We start from the raw sequence: 18,723 nt of genomic DNA on the forward strand, positions 1-18,723 counted from the left end.
CGATGGACCTGCGCGCCCGACCGGAGCCGCTCCCCCGCCGTGCGGGGTGGGCGGCCTTCGGCGTGTTCGCCGCGCTGGTCCTCGTGGGCGTGGCGGACGCGGTGTGCCCGTGCAACGCCGTGCGCGTGATCGTCGGTGCCGTGCTCGCCCTGGCCGCCGCCGCGGTGCTCGCCGCGCGGCCGGCGTCCGTCGACGCCGCCCAGCCCGCCGTCGCGGTCGTCGCCGGTGTCGGCGTCGCCCTCGTCGCGACCGACGCCTCGTCCAACATCGCGTGGTTCGCACTGTGCCTGCTCATCGGCTGGGCCGTGTGGACCATGTCGTACCTCGTCGCCGCCGGGTTGTGGCTGCTCGTGTCCGCCACCTTCGTGCTCGAGGCCCTCGTGGTGGTGCCCGACAGCGGGTGGTTCTCGTGGCTGGGCGGCGCCGCGTTCAGCCTGTTCGGGTTCGGGGCCGGCCGGCACCAGCGCGAACTCGTCCTGCAACTGCGGGAGGCGCAGGCGGATCTCGCCGTGCGGGCGCAGGCCGAGGAACGCGCCCGCATCGCGCGCGAGCTGCACGACGTGATCGCGCACAGCCTCACCGTGTCGTTGCTGCACGTGTCGTCCGCCCGGGTGGCACTCGTCGACGACCCCGCGGACGCCGACCGCGCGCTCGCCGAGGCCGAGCGCCTCGGCCGCGCCAGCCTCGACGAGGTGCGTCACGCGGTGGGGACGCTGCGCGCCCGGGGCGCGTCCGACCCGACCGCGCCGCTGCCCGGCAGCACCGACCTGCCCGACCTCGTGGCCGGCTTCCGGCGGGCGGGCGCCGACGTGTCGGCCACCGTGGAGGGTGACCTGGAGTCGCTGCCGGCGACGGTCGGCCTCGCCGCCTACCGCATCGTGCAGGAGGCCCTGACCAACGCCGCGAAGCACGCGCCCGGACGGCCCGTGACCCTCCGGGTCGACGCGACCGACCGATCGGTCGGTCTGCTGGTCGACAGCGAGGGACGTCCGGGTGACGGCACCGGGCTGGGACTCGTGGGCATGCGGGAGCGCGCCGAGTCGGTGGGCGGCACGTGCGAGGCCGGTCCGGGTGGTCCCGGCTGGCGGGTGCGCGCATCGCTGCCGGTGAGGGCCTCGTGACCGAGCCGTCCGACGCGAGCGCACCGGTGCGGGTGCTCATCGTCGACGACCAGGACCTCGTGCGGGCCGGGCTGCGCGGACTGCTGCGCCCGGCCTCCGGGTTCGACGTCGTCGGCGAGTGCTCGGACGGCGGCGGCGTGCCGGGCGCGGTGGCCGCGGTGCGTCCGCACGTCGTGCTCATGGACATCCGCATGCCCGGCGTCGACGGCGTCACCGCCACCGCCGCGCTGCGCGAGGACGGCGCCGCACCGCCGGTGCTCGTGCTGACCACGTTCGACGACGACGAGATCCTCGCCGCCGCGCTGCGTGCCGGTGCCGCCGGCTTCCTGCTCAAGGGCGTGCCGACCGAGGACCTGCAGCGCGCGGTGCGGACGGTCGCCGCCGGCGGGCACTGGCTCGACCCCGCGGTCACCGGACGCGTCCTGACGACCTACCGCGCCGCGCCGACACCGTCCGCCACGGCCGGGATCGAGCAGTTGACCGCCCGCGAGCGCGAGGTGCTGTCACTGATCGGGCAGGGACTCACCAACGCCGAGATCGCCGCCGAACTCGTCCTCGGCGAGGGCACGGTCAAGACGCACGTGAACCACGTCTTCGCCAAGCTGCACCTGCGTGACCGCGCCGCCGCGGTCGTCCGCGCGTTCGACAGCGGGCTGGTCACCCCGCGACGCTGAACGACGCCATCGCCCCCGGGCGCGACGTGCCGCTCGACGAGTCGGGTAGACCCACGCCGTCGTCCGACGCGTCGCCCCGGCTCTGCCCGACATCAGCCGCCGTTGCGCTTGAAGAACTCCTTGAGCGCGGCCTTGACGTTGTCGTACCGGCCGGTGTCCTTGACCTCGACCCTCTTCGCGTAGGTGGCGTCCAGCATGGCCATGAAGTTGTTCTGGTTCATCCGCTCCAGCGTGAGGTAGCCCGCGTCCTGGCCCTGGGCGATCACACCCGTCTCGTAGTAGGCGCCCGGCGGGATCGAGTTGAGCCGCGCGCCCTTGAACTTCTGGTCGCCGATCATGTAACCGGTCCGGATGCCGCCGCCGTGGTTCTGCGCCGACAGGATGATCCGCTTGACACCGAAGACGCGCTGCGGGACGAACGACCTGAGCAGGTAGCTGTAGCCCGAGGCCATCGAGTAGACGATCGTGGTCTCGTCGAGTGCCGCCGTGATGTCGTCGCGCTTCCCGGTCTGCCCCAAATCGATCTCGTTCTTCTTCCCGTAGTTCGCGGGACCGGGGACCGGGTCGAACTGCGTGAGCTCGATCGTCAGTTTCGGCAGCGCGCGCTTCAGCGCTTTGGAGATGATGCTGGCGGCCACCGCGCCGCGACTGTGCGCCTTCACGATGAGGACGACGTTCGTGCCGTCCGTACCCGGCGGCAGCGCCTTGATGACGGCGCCCGGCACCTTCTTGACGAGCATGTCGATGCTGTTCGCGCCGCTGTCGCTCGTTCCGCCGAGGCCCATCGGGCCGGAGAACATCAGATCGCCCTTGTCGGTGTCCTGGTACACCGAGGTGTCCTTCGCCTTCCAGTCACCGACCTCGAAGATCTTCTCGAGCTTGCCGTCGGTGGTGGCGGACCTGTCCGACGTCAGGGCCTTCGTCTTCCAGACCACGCCGCCCGACCCGGCGATCGTGAGCTTGAAGATCGTCGGAGCGACGGCGTCGTCGGCCCGGCCCTCGTACGCGCCCGTCCTCGTGTGGAACTGCTCGAGGATGTCGCCGCGTCGTCCCGAGTGTCCTTCGCGCGCCGGCGAGAGGCTGTCGTGCCGGCCGTGCGCGTTGGGGCTGTGAGGGACACCCGGCACCGGGGGCAGGACGACTGCGTCGAGGTCCGGCTGGGGAGGCAGACCCGGCAGCGGCGGAAGCACCGTCGCGTCGAGGTCCGGCTGGGGAGGCAGGCCCGGCAGCGGCGGAAGCACCGTCGCGTCGAGGTCCGGCCCGGTGGCGTCCGGTCCACCGGGGCGCCCGACGACCGCGTTCGCCCGCGCGCGGGTCTGGACGGGCAGGTCGGGCAGGGGCGGCAGGGGACGGTCGGCGAGGCCGGCATCCTGTTGGGCACGGCTGCGGGCCAGCTTGGCCTCGAGGGTCTTGCGGAGTGCTTGTGCGGCCGGACTCGTCATGTCGTGCCTCTTCTGTGAGCTCTGTGCAGGTGGCGATCGGTGGCGGGGCCTACTTGCGGGCGAAGGTCTCCTTGAGGGCGTCCTTGAGGTCCTGCTCGCTCAGCCCCAGACCCTCGAACTCCTTGAGCAGTCCGGCGATCTCGGTGCGGTCCTTCTCCGGGACCTTCGCGACCATCGCGTCGACCGTCGGCGAGATGGACAGCGACGTGGCGGCGGGCTTCGCCGCGCCGGCACCCGCTTCGCCCGGCTTCTTCTCCTCGAGGTCGGGCAGCTTGACCGTCGGGTCCATGCGGAAGGCGAGCTTCAGCGCCTTGAGCGCGGTCACGCGGTCACCCGTGACCTTGGTCAGCGACACGCTGACGTCCGCGCCCGCCATCTGCAGCTTGCACTGACCGGTCAGCACGACGCGCGGCTTCTTGCCCTTGACCTTCAGCACCCAGTCCTTGGCCTCGGCCTCGGTCTTCACGACGACGAAGAACGGCGACTTCTTGTCCTTCAGAGGCACGTCGTCGGCGACGACGAAGAACCCGGGCGAGGTGTTCAGCTTCTTGGCCGCGGCCCGCACGTCCTTGCTCATCGCCTTCTGGACCTCGAGGGCCGGCTTCTCCAGCATGTCGGGGGCGAGAAATTCCACGAAGGCTCCTAGGTAGAACGCCGATGCGGGCGATTCGCGGCGTGTACGGCGCACGCTAGCCAGAAGACAAGGGCGCTTTAAGAGGCTTTCGGTCCCGATCGGCTGTCGGACACCCGACCGAGCCGCCCCACGCGGACGGGCGGCGGGACAGTCGGGGTAGCGCACGAGAAGTCGTCGAGAACGGCCGAGCTGCACCTGCGCGACCGCGCCGCAGCCGTGGTCCGCGCGTTCGGCAGCGGGCTCGTCACGCCGCGCCGCTGCCCCCGTCACGACTTCGCGGCGATGATCCTCTCGACGGCGCGCGGAGCGGTACGGACGAAGTCGTTGAGCCGAGCGAAGGTGGGCGCGACGACGAAGCGGGCCATGCGGTCGTACAGGCCGCGCACCTGCTGCTCGAACATCGCGTGCTGTTCGGCCGGAACGGTGCGCAGACTCGCCTCGAGGTACTCGTCCGGCACGCCCTCGACGATGTCGACCGAGACCGTCCCCCGCAGGAGCAGGCAGCACAGCTCCGGGTGCGGGGTGTCGATCGTGACGGCGACCCGCGGGTCGGCCCGCAGCGCCGCGACCTTGGCCGCGCTCTCGGCCGTGGCGAACACGAAGCGCCCGTCCCGCACGACGTAGGCGACGGGGACGACGCGCGGCGCGCCGTCCCGGCCGGTGTAGGCCACCCGCATCAGTGGCGAGCGTGCGAGAAGCTCCCGCGTGGTCGCGTCGTTCAGGACGGCGTCGATCTGCTGCTGGTCCATGGTCGTTCCTTCCGTCGTGACCGTGTCGTCACGACGGGGACGGAGCCGAACGCGCGTTCTCGACATCGCCTCGCGCGGCTCGTGGTCCACGCCGCTCGGCGCTCATCTGATGCAACCCGAGTCGATCGGCGCGGAACGCGTCGGCCGGGTCGGCGACGGCCGGCGGGACGTACTCGGCGACGTGGTCGGACGCCGGGACGGTGCCGTCAACGCGGTGACGAACTGCTTGACCCGGAGGGGGTCGTTGGAGCCGTCCAGCGCGACCGGGATCGTCCTGCCGACGATGCGGTCGGCCGTCAGGTTCTCGAGCTGCCCGCTGAGGTCGAGCAGGTTGCTCAGTCCGTCGTCGACGAACACCGAGCGCCGCAACGCGTCCTTCAGCCGGCGGATCTCGAACAGGATCCCGACGGATGCCACCCGTCGGAACGCGGCGGTGAGGAAGTACTGCTGTCGCTTGACGCGATAGAGGTCACCGGTCGGGAAGCCGTGACGCTGCCGCACGAACTGCAGCGCCTTCGCGCCGTCCAGCACGCTGCGCCCCTTCGGCAGCACCAGACCGGAGCCGCCGTCCTCGTTGTGGGCGCGGTTGTACGCAACCGTGTCGTTCACGGCGGCGCACATGGTCACCGGCACGCCGTCGAGGGCGTTGCTGATGCGGTAGAAGCCGAGCAGGTCGACCTGCACGTAGTGGTCGAACGTCAACCCCGTCAGTCTCTTGAGCGAGGCGAGCAGCGCGTTCGCGCCCGCGGTGCGCCGCGCGTCGCGGTCGCCCCGCGTCTGCGAGTACGCCAGCGCGTACGGCGCGTTGAGCAGCACCTGCCCCTGACCGGGAAGGTCGATCTTCGTGTCCCGCGGCAGCGAGATCAACGTCGCCCGCGACCCGTCCGCCGGGATGTGCACGATCATCATGGTGTCGGTCGCGAGGCTGCCGCCGTCGCGGCCGACCTTGAGTTCGCGCACCTCGTCGTTCGTCATCGTCGAGCGGTCGTCGTTGCCGACGAGCAGGATGTTCTGGTCGTTGCCGTCGACGTCGCGCGGGGCACCCGGACCGTCGGGCCGGCCCACCGCGATCGGCAGTCGCGTGACGCCGGCGTCGAGGTCGCGGTACGACACCCAGACGTACCCGGCGAGCACCAGCAGCGCTGCCGACACCAGCGCTGCGACCACCCGTGCGGTCAGGCGGACGGGGATGCTGTGCAGGACGGTCCGCGTCGGACGCGCAGCCCGGCCGCCGGACGGGTCCACGGCGTGCTCGGGCATCCGCGAAGCCTAGGAAACCGCCTTGAACCTGCCCTGAGACGAGCGGCCGGGGCGCGGCGTCAGTAGCGGAACCGGCCGACGAGCGACTGCACCTCGCGGGCGACCGTGGTCAGCCGGGCCGCCGAGTCGCGGGTCGTAGCGGCGCAGTCGGCCGACGTCGTGGTCGAGCGCTCGATACCCGCCATGTTGTCGGTGACCGCCGTCGCGCCGACGCTGAGCATTCCGACGCTGCGATCGATCTCGGCAGTTGTCGCACTCTGCTCCTCCACGGCGGACGCGACGACGAGCTGCTTCTCGTTGATGCGGCCGATCACGTCGGTGATCCGTCCGATCGCGCCGGCGGTCTCGGCCGTCATGCCCTGGATTCTCGTGATCTTGTCGGTGATGTCGTTCGTCGCTGCCGCGGTCTCCTGCGCGAGGTCCTTCACCTCGGAGGCCACGACGGCGAAGCCCTTACCGGCCTCGCCCGCACGGGCGGCCTCGATGGTCGCGTTGAGCGCGAGCAGGTTGGTCTGCCCGGCGATCGCCGTGATCGCCTTGACGATCTGGCCGATCTCCTGGCTGGCCGCGTTGAGTCGGTCCATGTCGGCGGACGCGGCGGCCGCGGTGTCGACGGCGTCGGACGCGATCGCCGCCGCCGTACTGGTCTGGCCGGCGATGTCGCGTACCGCCCCGTCCATCTGCCGGATGGACGCGGCGATGCTCGCGACGTTCTCCGACATCTCGCGGGCCGACGCCGACGCCCGGCCGGTCTCACGCGATGTCGTGTCGACGGCACTGCCCAGGTCCGCCGCGACGGTGTCCAGACCGGCACCGGTGTCGACCAGCGACTCGACCCGCGCGCCGATGGACGCGAGCGCCTCGCGCAGCGGCGCCAGCGCGGCGTCGAGCGACGCGGCCATCTGCCCGAACTCGTCGTGACGCTCGACCGGCACCGACACGGTCAGATCCTTCTCGGCCAGGCCGGCCAGGGCCTTGCGCATGCGCTCGAGCGGTCGCCGGACCGCGCGGCCGACGAGCAGCCCCATGACGAGGAAGGCGAGAACCGCGAGCAGGACGGTGACGACGATGACGGTGCGCCACGTGCCGGCGGTCTCCGAGGCGGCGGCCTGGGTGTCGTCGACGGCCGATTCGAGCCGCTCGTCGACGACGCCCAGGCGGTCCTCGAGCGATCCGAACAGCTGCAGGAACGCCGGCAGCCGGTCCTCCGCCGCGCTCCGGTCCGTCGCGGCCCGCTGCACAAGGGTGGTCGCGAGCCGGCCGTAGCGCTCCACGTCCGGACGCACCGCGGCGAACCTCGCGCCCAACGCGGCAGGAGCGCCCTCGGCCGCCGCATCGAGGTCCGACACCATCTCGCGCGCCTTCGTCGCGACGTCGTCGACCTCGAAGCGGCGACGCTCGTCGGGCGTCGTCGCGTAGAGCGCGGCCATCACGTCGGCCCGGATGCCGTCGTGCAGCATGTCCGCGTTCCACTGCGAGCTCATCGCCGCGCTGACGCGCACCATCTCGCGTTCGGCGGCGGACGACTGCGCGCTGCCGATCAACGCCGCAGTGGTCACTACCCCGAGGCCGACCGCCCCCGAGACCGAGAGCGCGACCAGCCGCGCCCGGATCGTGATGCGGTCTCGCCAACGATGCGTCGGGGCAGCGGCCATACCCTGCCCATCGACGTCGAGGGCCCGGACCTGAGCCTCCACAGCCGATGTCTAAGCACGGCGGCTCGAACTGTCCGGCAGGCGTCCTCCGGTGTCCCGATCGTCGCTTTCGCGCAGGGTTGCGCTATCTGCAGGTACGCCGCCGGGCCGGCGCGCCCGTCACCCGGTGGGTGACGGGCTCGCCGACGATCTGTTGCCCGGTGGCGACGACGGCTGCGACGGCTGGGCGGTCTCGCTCGATCGCGCGGCGACCAGTTGGGCCACGAGCTTGTCGCGCGCCGCCGTGGCGTCGGCGATCTTCTGCGGGTCGCCGCTGGCGTACGCGTCCGCCAGGGCGGCCTGGGCCTTCTGCAGCTGTGTCAGCAGCGTGTCGACGGACGTGCCCGGCGTGCCCGTCGTTCCCGACGAGGTCGAGCCGCCCGAGGACGGCGCCGACGACGAGGACGACGAGGGCGGCGGCGAGCTGGAGTTGCCGTTGCCGGTCGGGTTCGGACCCGACGCGCTCGTCTTGCCCGCGTCGATCGACTGGCCCAGGGAACCGCCGTCCTTCAGGTCGGCGAGCGCGTCCGCGAGGTTGGCGGCGTAGCCCTTCTCGTCGCCGTAGGTGACGAGCACGCGTTGCAGCGTCGGATACGACCCGGCGCCGGTCGACTGCACGTAGAGCGGCTCGACGTACAGGAACGAGTTGCCCAGCGGCAGCGTGAGCAGGTTGCCGTGCAGCACCTGAGTCTGGCCCTGGTCGAGCAGGTTGATGTCGGTCGAGATCACGCTCTCGGTCTTGAACACGTTGGCGATCTGCGCCGGACCCTGGATGTTGTTGGTCGTCGGCACCTGGAGCACCGATATTCGTCCGTAGTTCGGCCCGGGGTCGCTGTTCACGGACATGTACGCGGCCAGGTTGCGGGCGCCGTTGACCACCAGCGGCGTGGTGAGCTGGAACTGCGGGTCGGAGGTCGCGTCACCGATCGGCGGGTTGGCCAGCACGTAGTACGCCGGCTGGTCGCCCTGCCCGGGGTTGAACGGGTCGGCGGGCACCTGCCACCGGCCGTTGCCGTTGTACGCCTGCACCGGGTCGCTGATGTGGTACTGCGTGAGCAGGGAGCGCTGGGTGTTGAACAGGTCCTGCGGGTACCGCACGTGGGACCTGATCTCGGACGGCATGTCGGACGCCGGCTTGACGAGGCCGGGGAACACCGACCGCCACGTCTTGAGCACCGGGTCGGACGCGTCCCACGCGTACAGCTTCACCGTGCCGTCGAAGGCGTCGACGGTGGCCTTGACCGAGTTGCGGATGTAGTTGATCTGCGTGTCGCGCTGGCCGCGCTGCAGGGACGTGCCCGTGATCTCGGACAGCGACTGCCGCTCGGAGTACGGGTAGTTGGCCATGGTCGTGTACCCGTCGACCATCCACACGATGTGCCCGGTCTTCTGGTCGACGATCGGGTACGGGTCGCCGTCGACGGTGAGGAAGGGCGCGATCTTCTCGACGCGCTGCTTCGGGTCGCGGTTGAAGATGATGCGGGCGCCGTCGGCCGACACGGCATCGTTGAGCAGGAAGTTCGTCTCGGTGTAGTCGAGCGCGAAGGCCAGCCGGGTGAACGGGTTGCTCAGCGACACCCCGCCCTTGCCCGTGTACGTGATCTTCGTGCCGTTGGCGTCGAACTCGCGCTTGGTGCCCTTGGCGCCGACGATCGCGTAGTCGTTGCCGAGCTGGCCGTAGTAGATCTGCGGCACCTTCACGTTGAGGGGGCCCCTGGGCGGGATGTCTCCCTCGGTGTACGCGTCGGTCGAGCTGCCCGCCGTGACGTCGCGGTCGGCGGCAGCGGCCACGAAGCCGTACCCGTGGGTGTAGACCGTGTGCTGGTTGATCCAGTTGTTCTCGGAGCCGTTGAGGTTGCTGCCCGGCACCTGCTCGCGCGCCGCGACGACGTAGTCGCGCTCGACGCCGTCGATCGTGTAGCGGTCGACGTCCAGCCGGCTCGAGAAGCCGTACGGCCGGCCGATCTTCTGCGCGTTCAGGAAGGTCGGGCTGACGATGTTCGGGTCGAGGATGCGGATGTTGCCGACGGTGGTGTTCGTGTCGGTCACCGCGGCGGCCGAGGGCTGCGGGGTGGCCGGGTAGTTGTCGTACGTGACCGTGCCGGACCTGGTCGCGGGGTCGTAGTTCTGGATGCCGTACCCCTCGCGCGTCGCCTCGATGTTGCGCGAGATGTAGGGCTTCTCCTTGTCGCTGGCGTTCGGGTTGACCGACACGCCCTGGACGATCGCCGGGTACACGCCGCCCATCAGGATCGACAGGATCAGCAGCACGATGAAGCCGATGCCGGGCAGCAGCGAGCTGCGCAGCCACAGGCTCGCCAGCACGCCGAGCGCCAGGACGATCGTGATCCAGAACAGGATCGTCTTCGCCGGCAGGGCCGCGTTCACGTCGGTGTAGCTCGCGCCGGTGAACCGGCTGCGCTGCGAGAAGACCATGCCGTAGCGGTCGAGCCAGTAGGCGGCGGCCTTCAGCACCATGAAGACGAAGACCAGGATGGTGAGGTGCCGCCGCGCGGCCACGGTGATCTTCGGGCCGGGCGTCTGCAACCGGATGGCACCGGTCAGGTAGTGGATGCCGATCGACAGGATCAGCGAGAAGATCACCGCGGTGAACCCGAAGCCCAGGACCAGGCGGTAGACGGGGTAGTCCCAGGCGAAGAACGAGATGTCGAGGTGGAACTGCGGGTCTTTGGTGCCGAAGCTCTGCCCGTTGAGCCACAGCTGCCAGGACGCCCAGTCGCCCTGCGCCGAGGCGCCCGCGGCGAGGAACGCGACGGCGCCGACCGCGATCAGGATCAGCTTGCGGCGCGGCTCGACCATGAGCACGTAGTTCTGCAGGTTCTGCTGTTCGGGCGACATCGGCCGGAACGGCGGTTTGAGCAGGTAGGCGGCCGCGATGTTGCCGCCGATGATCGCGGCCATGAGGACGCCGAAGATCAGGAAGAGCACGACGCGGGTCCACAGCACGGTGGAGAACACACCGCGCGCGCCGACCTCGCCGAACCACAGGTAGTCGACGAAGGTGCCCGACAGCTTCACCACGAGCACGAGCAGCACGATGAGGATGCCGACCACCGTCAAGGCGATCTTCGTTCGGCGCGACAAGCTCACGGACGGCATGGGTGGCCGCATCGCCACGGGCGTGCTCCTGACCTGCTCGGGACCACCGGGTCCTCGTCGGGGGGACTGCCCGATCAACGTACCGGCCGTCCCCGGGGTTCCGGCCGCGTCCGTCCGGACGGTGCGGCACCGTGCACACTGGGGCGATGGACGAATCGGGCCTGACTGCCGTCCTCGCCGAGATCGAGGCGCACGTGCACGCCTCGGGCTGGGACCGCGCCCCCTCGCTGTTCGCGCTGGTGACCGCCGGGCGGTTCACCGCCGACGATCCGGAGACGGCCTCGCGCATGGGCATCGACGCGCTTCCGGCGGACGCGCTGTGCCCGGTCGAGCAGGACGACCTTCCCGACCAGCCGCTGGACGAGCTGCTGGCCGGCATCGCCTGGCCCGACTCGGTCGACGGCTGCGCCGTCGTGCAGGAGATCGTCATCCTGCCGCCGGGGGCCGAGGAGACGTCCGCCGAGGACGCCGCGCGCAATCCCGACCGGCGGGAGGCCCGCCTCGTCGCCGCCGCCCTGCGCGAGGGGACGGACGCCACCCTGCTGCGGCTGCGCGACCCCGAGGACCCGTCCGGGGACGGCGAGCTCGTGACCGGGGACGACCTCGCGCCGAACCTCGTCGCGGCTTTGCGCGACACCCTGCGCTGACGGTCAGCAGCCGGGGACGGACTGCCCCTTCTCGATCTTCTCGAGGTCGACGATCGCGCCGTGCAGGGTCTCGACCTTCACGACCTTGAGCCCGTCGGGGACGTTGCCGCGCACGTCACCGCAGTTGCCGGCGGGCGCGAGGAAGACGCTGGCGCCCTTGTCGCGCGCCGCGATCATCTTCAGCTGGATGCCGCCGATCGGCCCGACCTTGCCGGACGGGTCGATGGTGCCGGTGCCGGCGATGAACCGTCCGTCGGTGAGGTCCTCGGTGCCGACCTTGTCGATGATGCCGAGCGCGAACATCAGCCCGGCGGACGGGCCGCCGATCTCGTTGGCCAGGGCGAGGTCGACGGTGAACGGCGCCAGGCAGGTCGTCGAGACGGTGACGCCGAGCCGCGCCCCCTGCTGGCCCTTCGACGCGGCGGCGGGCGCCACGCTGAGCGTCACCGGCTTGCCGGCTCGTTTCACCACGACGTCGACCGCCTTGCCGGGCGCGAGGTCGGCGAGCACCGCGCGCAGCTTGGGTTCCGTGCTGACGTCCTTGCCGTCGAGCGTGAGGAGCGCGTCGCCGCCGCGCAGCTTGCCCTTGGACGGGCCGTCGTCGAGGACGTCGATGACGCCGAACGCGCGCGGGTACTTCAGCTCGCAGAGCGCAGCGGCGGTCGCGTTGTCCTGCGAGGTGATGAAGTCCTGGGTGTTCTGCCGGTCGGTCTCCTGCTCGGACACCCCCGGTGGATAGACGGACGAGCGCGGCACGACCACCTCGTCGCCGGCCAGCCAGCCCTTGAGCGCCTCGAAGGCGGTGATCGACTGCGTCGACACCCCGACGGTGGTCAGGTTGAGGTTGCCGGAGGTCTTGCGGACCGTCGTGCCCTCGATGCGGATGATCTGCTGGCCGTCGGGGGTGCTGCCGATCGTGTTGTACGTCGGGCCCGGCGACAGGATCACGTAGGGCACCGGCAGTGTCAGCACCAGGACGAACAGCACCAGGAACAGCAGGCCCGCGACGATCAGGCTGCGGACGCGTCGGCTCAGCCGCGCGAAACCCTGTAACGCTGCGTTCGCCACACGGGCAGCCTAACCAGCGTCGCTGCGGGGCCGCCGGGCGAGCGCGTCGAGATAGTCGCGGTGCTCCGCCAGGCTCTCGTCCGTCGTCGGACGTCGCTTCGGCCGCGACCGCACCCACGACCAGCAGGCGGCCAGCACCGTCGCGAAGACCGGCGCCGAGAGCCACCACATCCAGGCCACGGGGCGGACGGTACCGGCGTGATGCCGTTCGCCCTGCGCGCAACGCGGGAACAGCGGCCACCGCTCGTTCGTCGCTACTACCGTGAGCACAGTGACGGCAGCGACCAGCCCCCGCGGAGGACGGCCATGACTTTCCCCTTCGGATTCGGGGCCCCGTCCGGTGACGGCGAGGGCGACCCGGCCAAGCGCGACGACCTCTCGTCGCAGATGCCGCTGTTCGCGGAGTTGCAGAAGCTGCTGAGCTGGCAGGGTGGCCCGGTCAACTGGGACCTCGCCAAGCAGCTCGCGGTCTCCACCCTCGGCGGCAGCTCGATCGTCAGCCCGGCCGATCGCATGGCCGTCGCCGACGCCCTGCGGGTCGCCGACGTGTGGCTCGACGGCGTCACCGACCTGCCGTCCGGCGTCTCGACGGTCGAGTCGTGGACCCGGCTGCAATGGCTCGAGAAGTCGATCCCGGTCTGGTCGTCGCTGTGCGACCCCATCGCCACCCAGGTCGTCGCCGCCATGGCGAAGGCGATGCCGCAGGAACAGATCGAGGCCATGGGCCCGGGCAACCCGATGGCCGGCATCATGCAGCAGGTCGGCGGCCTGATGTTCGGCGCGCAGGTCGGCCAGGGACTCGGGGGCCTCGCCCGCGAGGTCCTCACGGCCACCGACATCGGCCTGCCCGTCGGCTCGCCGGGTGTCGCGGCCCTCGTCCCCGAGAACGTCGCGGCGTTCGTGAAGGACCTGGAGCGGCCCGCGGACGAGGTGCGGCTCTACCTCGCGCTGCGCGAGGCCGCCCACCAGCGGCTGTTCGTGCACGTGCCGTGGCTGCGGCAGCGGCTGCTCGACACCGTCGAGGGCTACTCGCGCGGCATCGAGGTCGACCTGTCCGCGATCGAGCAGGCCGTGCAGGGCATCGACCCGATGAACCCCGAGAGCATGCAGCAGGCGCTGAGCGGCGGGTTGTTCACCCCCGAGGAGACGCCCGAGCAGCAGGCCGCGCTGCGGCGGCTCGAGACCCTGCTCGCCCTCATCGAGGGCTGGGTCGACACCGTCGTCGACGCCGCGGCACGCGAGCACATGGGCGGTGCCGAGGCGCTGCGCGAGGCGATGCGCCGTCGCCGGGCGTCGGGCGGTCCGGCCGAGCAGACCTTCGCCACCCTCGTCGGGCTCGAGCTGCGGCCCCGCCGGCTGCGCGAGGCGGCGACCCTGTGGTGGGGCGTCACCGAGAAGCGCGGCGTCTCCGGCCGCGACGCGGTCTGGACCCACCCCGACCTGCTGCCCGTCGCCGACGACCTCGACGACCCGCTCGGCTTCGGCGACACCCCGATGCCCACCGACCTCAAGGCCCCCGACGACCTCAGCGAGCTCGACCTGCTGACCGACCAGGACGGGGCGACCGACCAGGACGGGGCGACCGACCAGGACGGGGCGACCGACCAGGACGGTCCGGACGAGCAGGGCGGTTCCGACCGTCCGGACGACCCGAAGGCCTGACTCAGCTGCTGTCCGGGCTGCCCTCGACGTCGGCGTCGAGGCCCAGGTCGAGGTGCGCGGCCGCGGTGACGCCGTCGAGGAACCCGCGCGCCCGCTCGGTGCGCGGGTACGCCTCGAGCAACGTCCAGAACCGCGGCCCGTGCCCGGGTTCGAGCAGGTGCGCCAGCTCGTGCAGCAGCACGTAGTCCTGCACCCAGTCGGGCAACGGCTGCAACGCCCGCGACAGCCGGATCGTCGCGTCACCCGGCGTGCACGACGCCCAGCGGGTGCGCATGCGCGGCACCCAGCGCACCGAGGCCGGCCGGGCCCGTCCGCCGAGGTACCGCCGCGACAGCTCGGCGGCCCGCGCGGCGAGGTCGGCGTCCCCCGCGGGCGGACGGCGTTCCCGCTTCTCGACCCGCTCCACCATGCGGGTCACCCAGTCGAGTTCCTCGGCGCGGGTGAAGCGGGCGGGCACCAGCACGACCACCCGGTCACCGTCGCGGTAGGCGGACACGGTGCGGCGCCGGCGGGTGCTGCGGCGCACCTCCACGTCGGTGTCGCCGACTCGGGTCAGGGGTGCCGCCATGGCAGCCACGGTAGGGGTTCGGCTCCGTCCACAGCACCGCAGCGCCGTCCACAGGCGCGGGCCCGACTATCCACAATTCCGTCCACAGGTGTGGACATTCACTTCAGGGTTACCTCCTGGCCACGTCGGCGGCGACGCTGCGTCCCCGTCCCGACGGCAATGAACACGCAGAGTGAGTGCGGCCGCACCGCAACCCACCGGTAGGGCACAACCCTCGTTCCACCGCGCCGTGCGACGTCCCACCCCTGTGGACAACTCCGGACGGCGTCGTTCGCGGTGGCAGGGTTCCGGTGCGTGACGGTCCACCCGCAGAACCCCGACTACGTGCTCGCCCCGGCCACCCGGCTGCTCTGGCGCTCGCCGCGGTCGGTGCAGCTCGAGTCGGCCGACGGCAGTACCTCGCACGTGGTCGACGGCCTGCCCACGGCGGTCGTGCGGCGGCTGGCGCACGCCGGCAGCCAGCCGGTGTCCGACACCGCTCACGACCCGTCCGTCACGACCGCTCTCGCCGAGCTGGCCCGCGGCGGCCAGCTCTGGCCGCGCGCGGGGTCGCCGTCGGGTCCCGACCCGCGGCGCAGCGTCCCCCACCCCCGGCTCAGCGGCGAGCTGCGCTCGCTGGCGACCCGGGTCGGCGAGCGGGCGTCCGAGGTCGTGTCCGCGCGACGCCGCGCGTCCGTCGTCGTGCACGGCGACGGCCGGGCCGGACCACCGCTGGCCGCGCTGCTCGCCACCGCCGGGGTCGGACGGGTGCACAGCCTCGCGACCGGCACCGTCCGGCTGCACCACGCCCTGCCCGGCGGGGTGCGCACGGACGACGAGGGCGAACGCATCGCCGACGCCACCGAGGCGGCGATCCGCCGCGCGGTCCCCGATGCCGACACCCGTCCGCTCGCACCCGGCGAACGACCCGACGTCACCGTGCTCGCCGTCGACGGTCCGGTCGACGAGGCCCGGTGCGCGGCGCTGCACGACGCCCGTGACGCGCACCTGCTGGTGTCCGTCGGCGCGGCCCACGGGGTCGTCGGGCCGCTGGTCGTGCCGGGCCTGACCAGCTGCCTGCGCTGCGCCGAGCTGCACCGGCGTGACCGCGACCCGCTCTGGCCGATGCTGGCGGCGCAGCTGTCCGTGCCACCGCGCCACGGCGTGTCCTCGGACGCCGCGGTCACCGCGCTGGTCGTCGCGGCGGCGGCCGTCCAGGTGCTCGCCCACCTCGACGGCGGCGACCCGGCCTGCCTCGACGGCTCGCTCGAACTCCGGTTGCCCGACTGGCGGCTGCGGCGGCGCAGCCGTCCGCCCCACGCCGAGTGCGGCTGCACGCCCGGCGGGCCGCCGACGGACAGCGACCCGTGATCTGGGCATGATGGCTCCGTGGCACAGCAGAAGGACCGTGGCGACACCGACCGCATCCCGACGCGCCGTCGCACCGCGAAGCTCGCCGCGCTGCCGCTCGGCGTGGCGGGCCGGGCGACGCTCGGGCTCGGCCGCCGCATCAGCGGTCGCTCCGCCGAGGAGGTCCAGGCCGACCTGCAGGCGCGCACCGCCGAACAGCTGTTCGCGGTGTTGGGCGAGCTCAAGGGCGGGGCGATGAAGCTCGGCCAGGCACTGTCGGTGTTCGAGGCGGCGCTGCCCGAGGACAGCGCAGCCCCCTACCGCGAGGCGCTCACCAAGCTGCAGGAGGCCGCGCCGCCGATGCCGACCTCGCAGGTGCACCGGGTGCTCGACGAGCAGTTCGGCACGACGTGGCGCGAGCGGTTCAGCACGTTCGACGACGAGCCCGCGGCCGCCGCCAGCATCGGCCAGGTGCACAAGGCCGTGTGGGCCGACGGACGCACGGTCGCGGTGAAGCTGCAGTACCCCGGCGCCGGACGGGCGCTCATGGCCGACCTCAACCAGTTGACCCGCTTCGCCTGGCTGTTCGGACGAATCTCCCCCGGCCTCGACGTCAAGCCGCTGCTGGCCGAGCTGCGCGAACGCGTGCTCGAGGAGCTCGACTACTCCCTCGAGGCCGACGCGCAGCGGCGCATGGCGGAGGCCTTTGCGGGCGACCCCGACATCGCCATCCCGCGGGTCGTCGCCAGCGCGCCGAAGGCGATCGTCACCGAGTGGATGGACGGCACCCAGCTGTCGGCGATCATCCGCGCGGGCACCCAGGAGCAGCGCGACCGCGCCGGCTCGATGATGGCGCTGCTGCACTACAGCGCCCCGGCCCGTGCCGGGCTGCTGCACGCCGACCCGCATCCGGGCAACTTCCGGCTGCTGCCCGACGGCCGCCTCGGCGTGATCGACTTCGGCGCGGTGGCGCGGCTCGACGACGGGTTCCCGCCCGAACTGGGCCGCCTGACCAGGCTCGCGGTCGACGGCGACTCCGACGCCATGATCGCGCTGATGCGCCGGCTCGGTTTCGTCCGGGCGGGCATCGACCTGACCGGCGAGGAGGTCATGGACTACCTCGGTCCGGTCGTCGAGCCGTTGCGCACGCCGACGTTCACGTTCTCGCGCGAGTGGATGCAGGCGCAGGCGGCGCGGCTGGCCGACCCGCGCAGCGCCGAGGCCCGCGTCGGCCGGTACCTGAACCTGCCCGCCCAGTTCGTGCTGGTCCACCGCGTGACCCTCGGGTCGGTGGCGGTGCTGTGCCAGCTCGGGGCGACGGCCCCCTACCGGACCTTCGCCGAGCAGTGGCAGCCCGGCTTCACCGCGGACGGTCCGGGCGCGGTGCCCGACAGCCGGGACGCCCGCGGGCGATGACCTCCGCGCCGGGCCCCGCCACCTGCTGCACGATGTGCGGCCGGCCCGCCGACCCCGCGCTCGACGGCGACCCGCCGCTGCTCTGGACGGCCGAGGTGGCCGACCCCGGTCGGGGCGACCCGAACGGCGCCGTGACGTACGTGTGCCCCGACTGCACGCGACGGCACGTGCGCGCGATCGAGGCCAAGCTCGACCAGCAGTGGTGGTGATTCTCCCCCGGGACACGTGACGGCCGCCGGACCCGACGGGGTCCGGCGGCCGTCGTCTCTTCCTCGCGAGCCTGTCCGGTCGTGCGACCGGCTCAGCTCAGGCGCGACGCGTGCCGGCGCTCGACGCGCCGCGCGTACGCCGACACCCGGTGCCACCGCCGCTGGGCCGCGAGCTCGCGGGCCTGCGCGTGGGCGGCCGAGCGCCGCAGGTGCTCGCGCATTCGTTCGCGCGCGAGGGCTTCGTGCATGGTTGTCATCTCGGTGCTCCTGACGATGGTGTGGCGGTCGAGGTGCGGCGCGGTCGCAGGGATCACGCCGCCACCTCGGTCCGCTCGGACTTGCGCGGGCGGCCGCGGGGCCGCTTGCGCGCGATGATCACGCCGCGTTCGAAGATCTCGCCGCCCCAGACTCCCCAGGGCTCCCGACGATCGACGGCGCCGGCGAGGCACGCGAGCCGGGCCGGGCATCCGGCGCAGAACGCCTTCGCCTGCTCGAGCTCGGCCGGGGTGTCGGCGAACCAGAGCTCGCCGTTCTCCACCCGGCAGGGCAGGTCGTCGGGGCAGTCCTTGGCGAGCGGGTCCAACGGCTCGATCCCGCTGAAGGACTCGAGATCGGTGTCGGTGCCGTGCTCGATGCCTCGATCGATGGTGCCGGTGCAGCTGGTCAACATGTCGGGTCACCTCCCTGGGTCGTCGTGCGTGTTCGGTCGTGTGCGGGTGTCGGATCGGTGGCGGGTGCGGTGTCGGGTCGTGTGTCGGTCATCTCTGCTCGCGTGCTGTGGCGCCGGTGGTGCCGGATCGGACAAAAGAAAGAGGCCGCGGTTCCCGTGTGGGGAGCCGCGGCCTCGAGGAGCCGGTGCGCTGACGCAGGGTCAGCGTGGTTCTCCTCGAGGTGGGCGGCCCGTGCGGCCGGCGTCGCTGACGCCTGCCGCTGCCACGGCGCTCGGGTCGATGTAGTTGACGGTGGGCTGGACGCTCGACATGAAGACGGACTCGTCCTGCGAGACGAGGCCACGCACTCCGGGCAGGCCGGCGACGGTCTTCAGGGGCGTGGCGTGCCATTCGCGCTCGAGGCGCAGCGCGGCGGTGCGGGGGCCGAACGTCGTGGTGGCGATGGCGTTCTCCACGGGA

General features: G+C 72.0%; 19 protein-coding genes. 7 read left to right on the forward strand and 12 right to left on the reverse strand.

Going from position 1 to position 18,723, the window contains the following annotated elements; genetic code table 11:
- The first annotated feature begins 2 nt into the window (after window positions 1-2).
- The gene (locus ACYVP9_RS21885; RefSeq protein WP_460607093.1) at window positions 3-1,121 is read left to right on the forward strand and encodes a sensor histidine kinase; all 1,119 of its coding nucleotides are present in this window, start codon (window positions 3-5) and stop codon (window positions 1,119-1,121) included.
- Window positions 1,118-1,795, forward strand: coding sequence for a transcriptional regulator (locus ACYVP9_RS21890; protein WP_460607094.1), 678 nt, complete (start codon window positions 1,118-1,120; stop codon window positions 1,793-1,795). The genes ACYVP9_RS21885 and ACYVP9_RS21890 overlap by 4 nt, the downstream gene beginning before the upstream one ends.
- Window positions 1,796-1,887: 92 nt before the next feature.
- Here ACYVP9_RS21890 and ACYVP9_RS21895 read toward each other — a convergent pair whose 3' ends face one another.
- The 6 genes from ACYVP9_RS21895 to ACYVP9_RS21920 all read right to left on the reverse strand — a co-directional run bounded on the left by ACYVP9_RS21895 (window position 1,888) and on the right by ACYVP9_RS21920 (window position 10,649).
- Window positions 1,888-3,237, reverse strand: coding sequence for a hypothetical protein (locus tag ACYVP9_RS21895; RefSeq protein ID WP_460607096.1), 1,350 nt, complete (start codon window positions 3,235-3,237; stop codon window positions 1,888-1,890).
- A 49-nt stretch (window positions 3,238-3,286) separates the two neighbouring features.
- Window positions 3,287-3,871 carry a hypothetical protein gene (locus tag ACYVP9_RS21900; RefSeq protein ID WP_460607097.1) on the reverse strand — a complete coding sequence of 195 codons (585 nt, stop codon included), beginning with the start codon at window positions 3,869-3,871 and terminating at the stop codon, window positions 3,287-3,289.
- Between the two features lie 266 nt (window positions 3,872-4,137).
- Window positions 4,138-4,620: a pyridoxamine 5'-phosphate oxidase family protein gene (locus ACYVP9_RS21905; RefSeq protein WP_460607098.1), complete on the reverse strand. Its 483-nt coding sequence runs from the start codon at window positions 4,618-4,620 to the stop codon at window positions 4,138-4,140.
- A 102-nt stretch (window positions 4,621-4,722) separates the two neighbouring features.
- Window positions 4,723-5,880 (reverse strand): LCP family protein, encoded by a 1,158-nt coding sequence (locus tag ACYVP9_RS21910; protein ID WP_460607099.1) that lies wholly within the window; start codon window positions 5,878-5,880, stop codon window positions 4,723-4,725.
- Window positions 5,881-5,939: 59 nt separating this feature from the next.
- Window positions 5,940-7,535, reverse strand: coding sequence for a methyl-accepting chemotaxis protein (locus ACYVP9_RS21915; protein ID WP_460607100.1), 1,596 nt, complete (start codon window positions 7,533-7,535; stop codon window positions 5,940-5,942).
- A 159-nt stretch (window positions 7,536-7,694) separates the two neighbouring features.
- Window positions 7,695-10,649, reverse strand: a complete 2,955-nt coding sequence (locus ACYVP9_RS21920; protein ID WP_460607251.1) for a UPF0182 family membrane protein — start codon at window positions 10,647-10,649, stop codon at window positions 7,695-7,697.
- Window positions 10,650-10,840: 191 nt separating this feature from the next.
- On the opposite strand from ACYVP9_RS21920, the gene ACYVP9_RS21925 reads away from it, so the two are divergent.
- Window positions 10,841-11,341 carry a PPA1309 family protein gene (locus ACYVP9_RS21925; RefSeq protein WP_460607101.1) on the forward strand — a complete coding sequence of 167 codons (501 nt, stop codon included), beginning with the start codon at window positions 10,841-10,843 and terminating at the stop codon, window positions 11,339-11,341.
- A 3-nt stretch (window positions 11,342-11,344) separates the two neighbouring features.
- On the opposite strand, the gene ACYVP9_RS21930 is transcribed toward ACYVP9_RS21925, so the two are convergent.
- Window positions 11,345-12,409 carry a YlbL family protein gene (locus ACYVP9_RS21930; protein WP_460607102.1) on the reverse strand — a complete coding sequence of 355 codons (1,065 nt, stop codon included), beginning with the start codon at window positions 12,407-12,409 and terminating at the stop codon, window positions 11,345-11,347.
- A gap of 9 nt (window positions 12,410-12,418) precedes the next feature.
- Window positions 12,419-12,589, reverse strand: a complete 171-nt coding sequence (locus tag ACYVP9_RS21935; protein ID WP_460607103.1) for a hypothetical protein — start codon at window positions 12,587-12,589, stop codon at window positions 12,419-12,421.
- A 126-nt stretch (window positions 12,590-12,715) separates the two neighbouring features.
- Here ACYVP9_RS21935 and ACYVP9_RS21940 point away from each other — a divergent pair, with 126 nt between their 5' ends.
- Window positions 12,716-14,071 (forward strand): zinc-dependent metalloprotease, encoded by a 1,356-nt coding sequence (locus ACYVP9_RS21940; protein ID WP_460607104.1) that lies wholly within the window; start codon window positions 12,716-12,718, stop codon window positions 14,069-14,071.
- Window position 14,072: 1 nt separating this feature from the next.
- On the opposite strand, the gene ACYVP9_RS21945 is transcribed toward ACYVP9_RS21940, so the two are convergent.
- A complete protein-coding gene (locus tag ACYVP9_RS21945) occupies window positions 14,073-14,639 on the reverse strand; it encodes a M48 metallopeptidase family protein (protein ID WP_460607105.1) in 567 nt (188 codons plus the stop codon).
- A 294-nt stretch (window positions 14,640-14,933) separates the two neighbouring features.
- On the opposite strand from ACYVP9_RS21945, the gene ACYVP9_RS21950 reads away from it, so the two are divergent.
- From ACYVP9_RS21950 to ACYVP9_RS21960, 3 genes are read left to right on the forward strand one after another with little or no spacing between them, the layout of a single operon-like run.
- On the forward strand, window positions 14,934-15,989 hold the full coding sequence (locus ACYVP9_RS21950) for a ThiF family adenylyltransferase (protein ID WP_460607106.1): 1,056 nt from the start codon (window positions 14,934-14,936) through the stop codon (window positions 15,987-15,989).
- Window positions 15,990-16,007: 18 nt separating this feature from the next.
- Window positions 16,008-17,384, forward strand: a complete 1,377-nt coding sequence (locus tag ACYVP9_RS21955) for an ABC1 kinase family protein (RefSeq protein ID WP_460607107.1) — start codon at window positions 16,008-16,010, stop codon at window positions 17,382-17,384.
- The gene (locus ACYVP9_RS21960) at window positions 17,381-17,593 is read left to right on the forward strand and encodes a hypothetical protein (protein WP_460607108.1); all 213 of its coding nucleotides are present in this window, start codon (window positions 17,381-17,383) and stop codon (window positions 17,591-17,593) included. The genes ACYVP9_RS21955 and ACYVP9_RS21960 overlap by 4 nt, the downstream gene beginning before the upstream one ends.
- 92 nt (window positions 17,594-17,685) lie before the next feature.
- On the opposite strand, the gene ACYVP9_RS21965 is transcribed toward ACYVP9_RS21960, so the two are convergent.
- From ACYVP9_RS21965 to ACYVP9_RS21975, 3 genes are all read right to left on the reverse strand, one after another.
- A complete protein-coding gene (locus tag ACYVP9_RS21965) occupies window positions 17,686-17,907 on the reverse strand; it encodes a hypothetical protein (protein ID WP_460607109.1) in 222 nt (73 codons plus the stop codon).
- Entirely contained in the window at window positions 17,904-18,263 is a 360-nt protein-coding gene (locus tag ACYVP9_RS21970) for a WhiB family transcriptional regulator (RefSeq protein ID WP_460607110.1), read from the reverse strand. The genes ACYVP9_RS21965 and ACYVP9_RS21970 overlap by 4 nt, the downstream gene beginning before the upstream one ends.
- Window positions 18,264-18,464: 201 nt before the next feature.
- Window positions 18,465-18,719, reverse strand: a complete 255-nt coding sequence (locus tag ACYVP9_RS21975; RefSeq protein ID WP_460607111.1) for a hypothetical protein — start codon at window positions 18,717-18,719, stop codon at window positions 18,465-18,467.
- Window positions 18,720-18,723: the final 4 nt, after the last annotated feature.

Source organism: Jatrophihabitans fulvus, from assembly GCF_054781375.1.

Bases quoted from the DNA above. Each gene is read 5' to 3' on its own strand.
- ACYVP9_RS21885 (WP_460607093.1), top strand. From the start codon at position 3: ATGGACCTGCGCGCCCGACCGGAGCCGCTCCCCCGCCGTGCGGGGTGG.
- ACYVP9_RS21895 (WP_460607096.1), bottom strand. From the start codon at position 3,237: ATGACGAGTCCGGCCGCACAAGCACTCCGCAAGACCCTCGAGGCCAAG.
- ACYVP9_RS21905 (WP_460607098.1), bottom strand. From the start codon at position 4,620: ATGGACCAGCAGCAGATCGACGCCGTCCTGAACGACGCGACCACGCGG.
- ACYVP9_RS21910 (WP_460607099.1), bottom strand. From the start codon at position 5,880: ATGCCCGAGCACGCCGTGGACCCGTCCGGCGGCCGGGCTGCGCGTCCG.
- ACYVP9_RS21915 (WP_460607100.1), bottom strand. From the start codon at position 7,535: ATGGCCGCTGCCCCGACGCATCGTTGGCGAGACCGCATCACGATCCGG.
- ACYVP9_RS21925 (WP_460607101.1), top strand. From the start codon at position 10,841: ATGGACGAATCGGGCCTGACTGCCGTCCTCGCCGAGATCGAGGCGCAC.
- ACYVP9_RS21940 (WP_460607104.1), top strand. From the start codon at position 12,716: ATGACTTTCCCCTTCGGATTCGGGGCCCCGTCCGGTGACGGCGAGGGC.
- ACYVP9_RS21945 (WP_460607105.1), bottom strand. From the start codon at position 14,639: ATGGCGGCACCCCTGACCCGAGTCGGCGACACCGACGTGGAGGTGCGC.
- ACYVP9_RS21960 (WP_460607108.1), top strand. From the start codon at position 17,381: ATGACCTCCGCGCCGGGCCCCGCCACCTGCTGCACGATGTGCGGCCGG.
- ACYVP9_RS21970 (WP_460607110.1), bottom strand. From the start codon at position 18,263: ATGTTGACCAGCTGCACCGGCACCATCGATCGAGGCATCGAGCACGGC.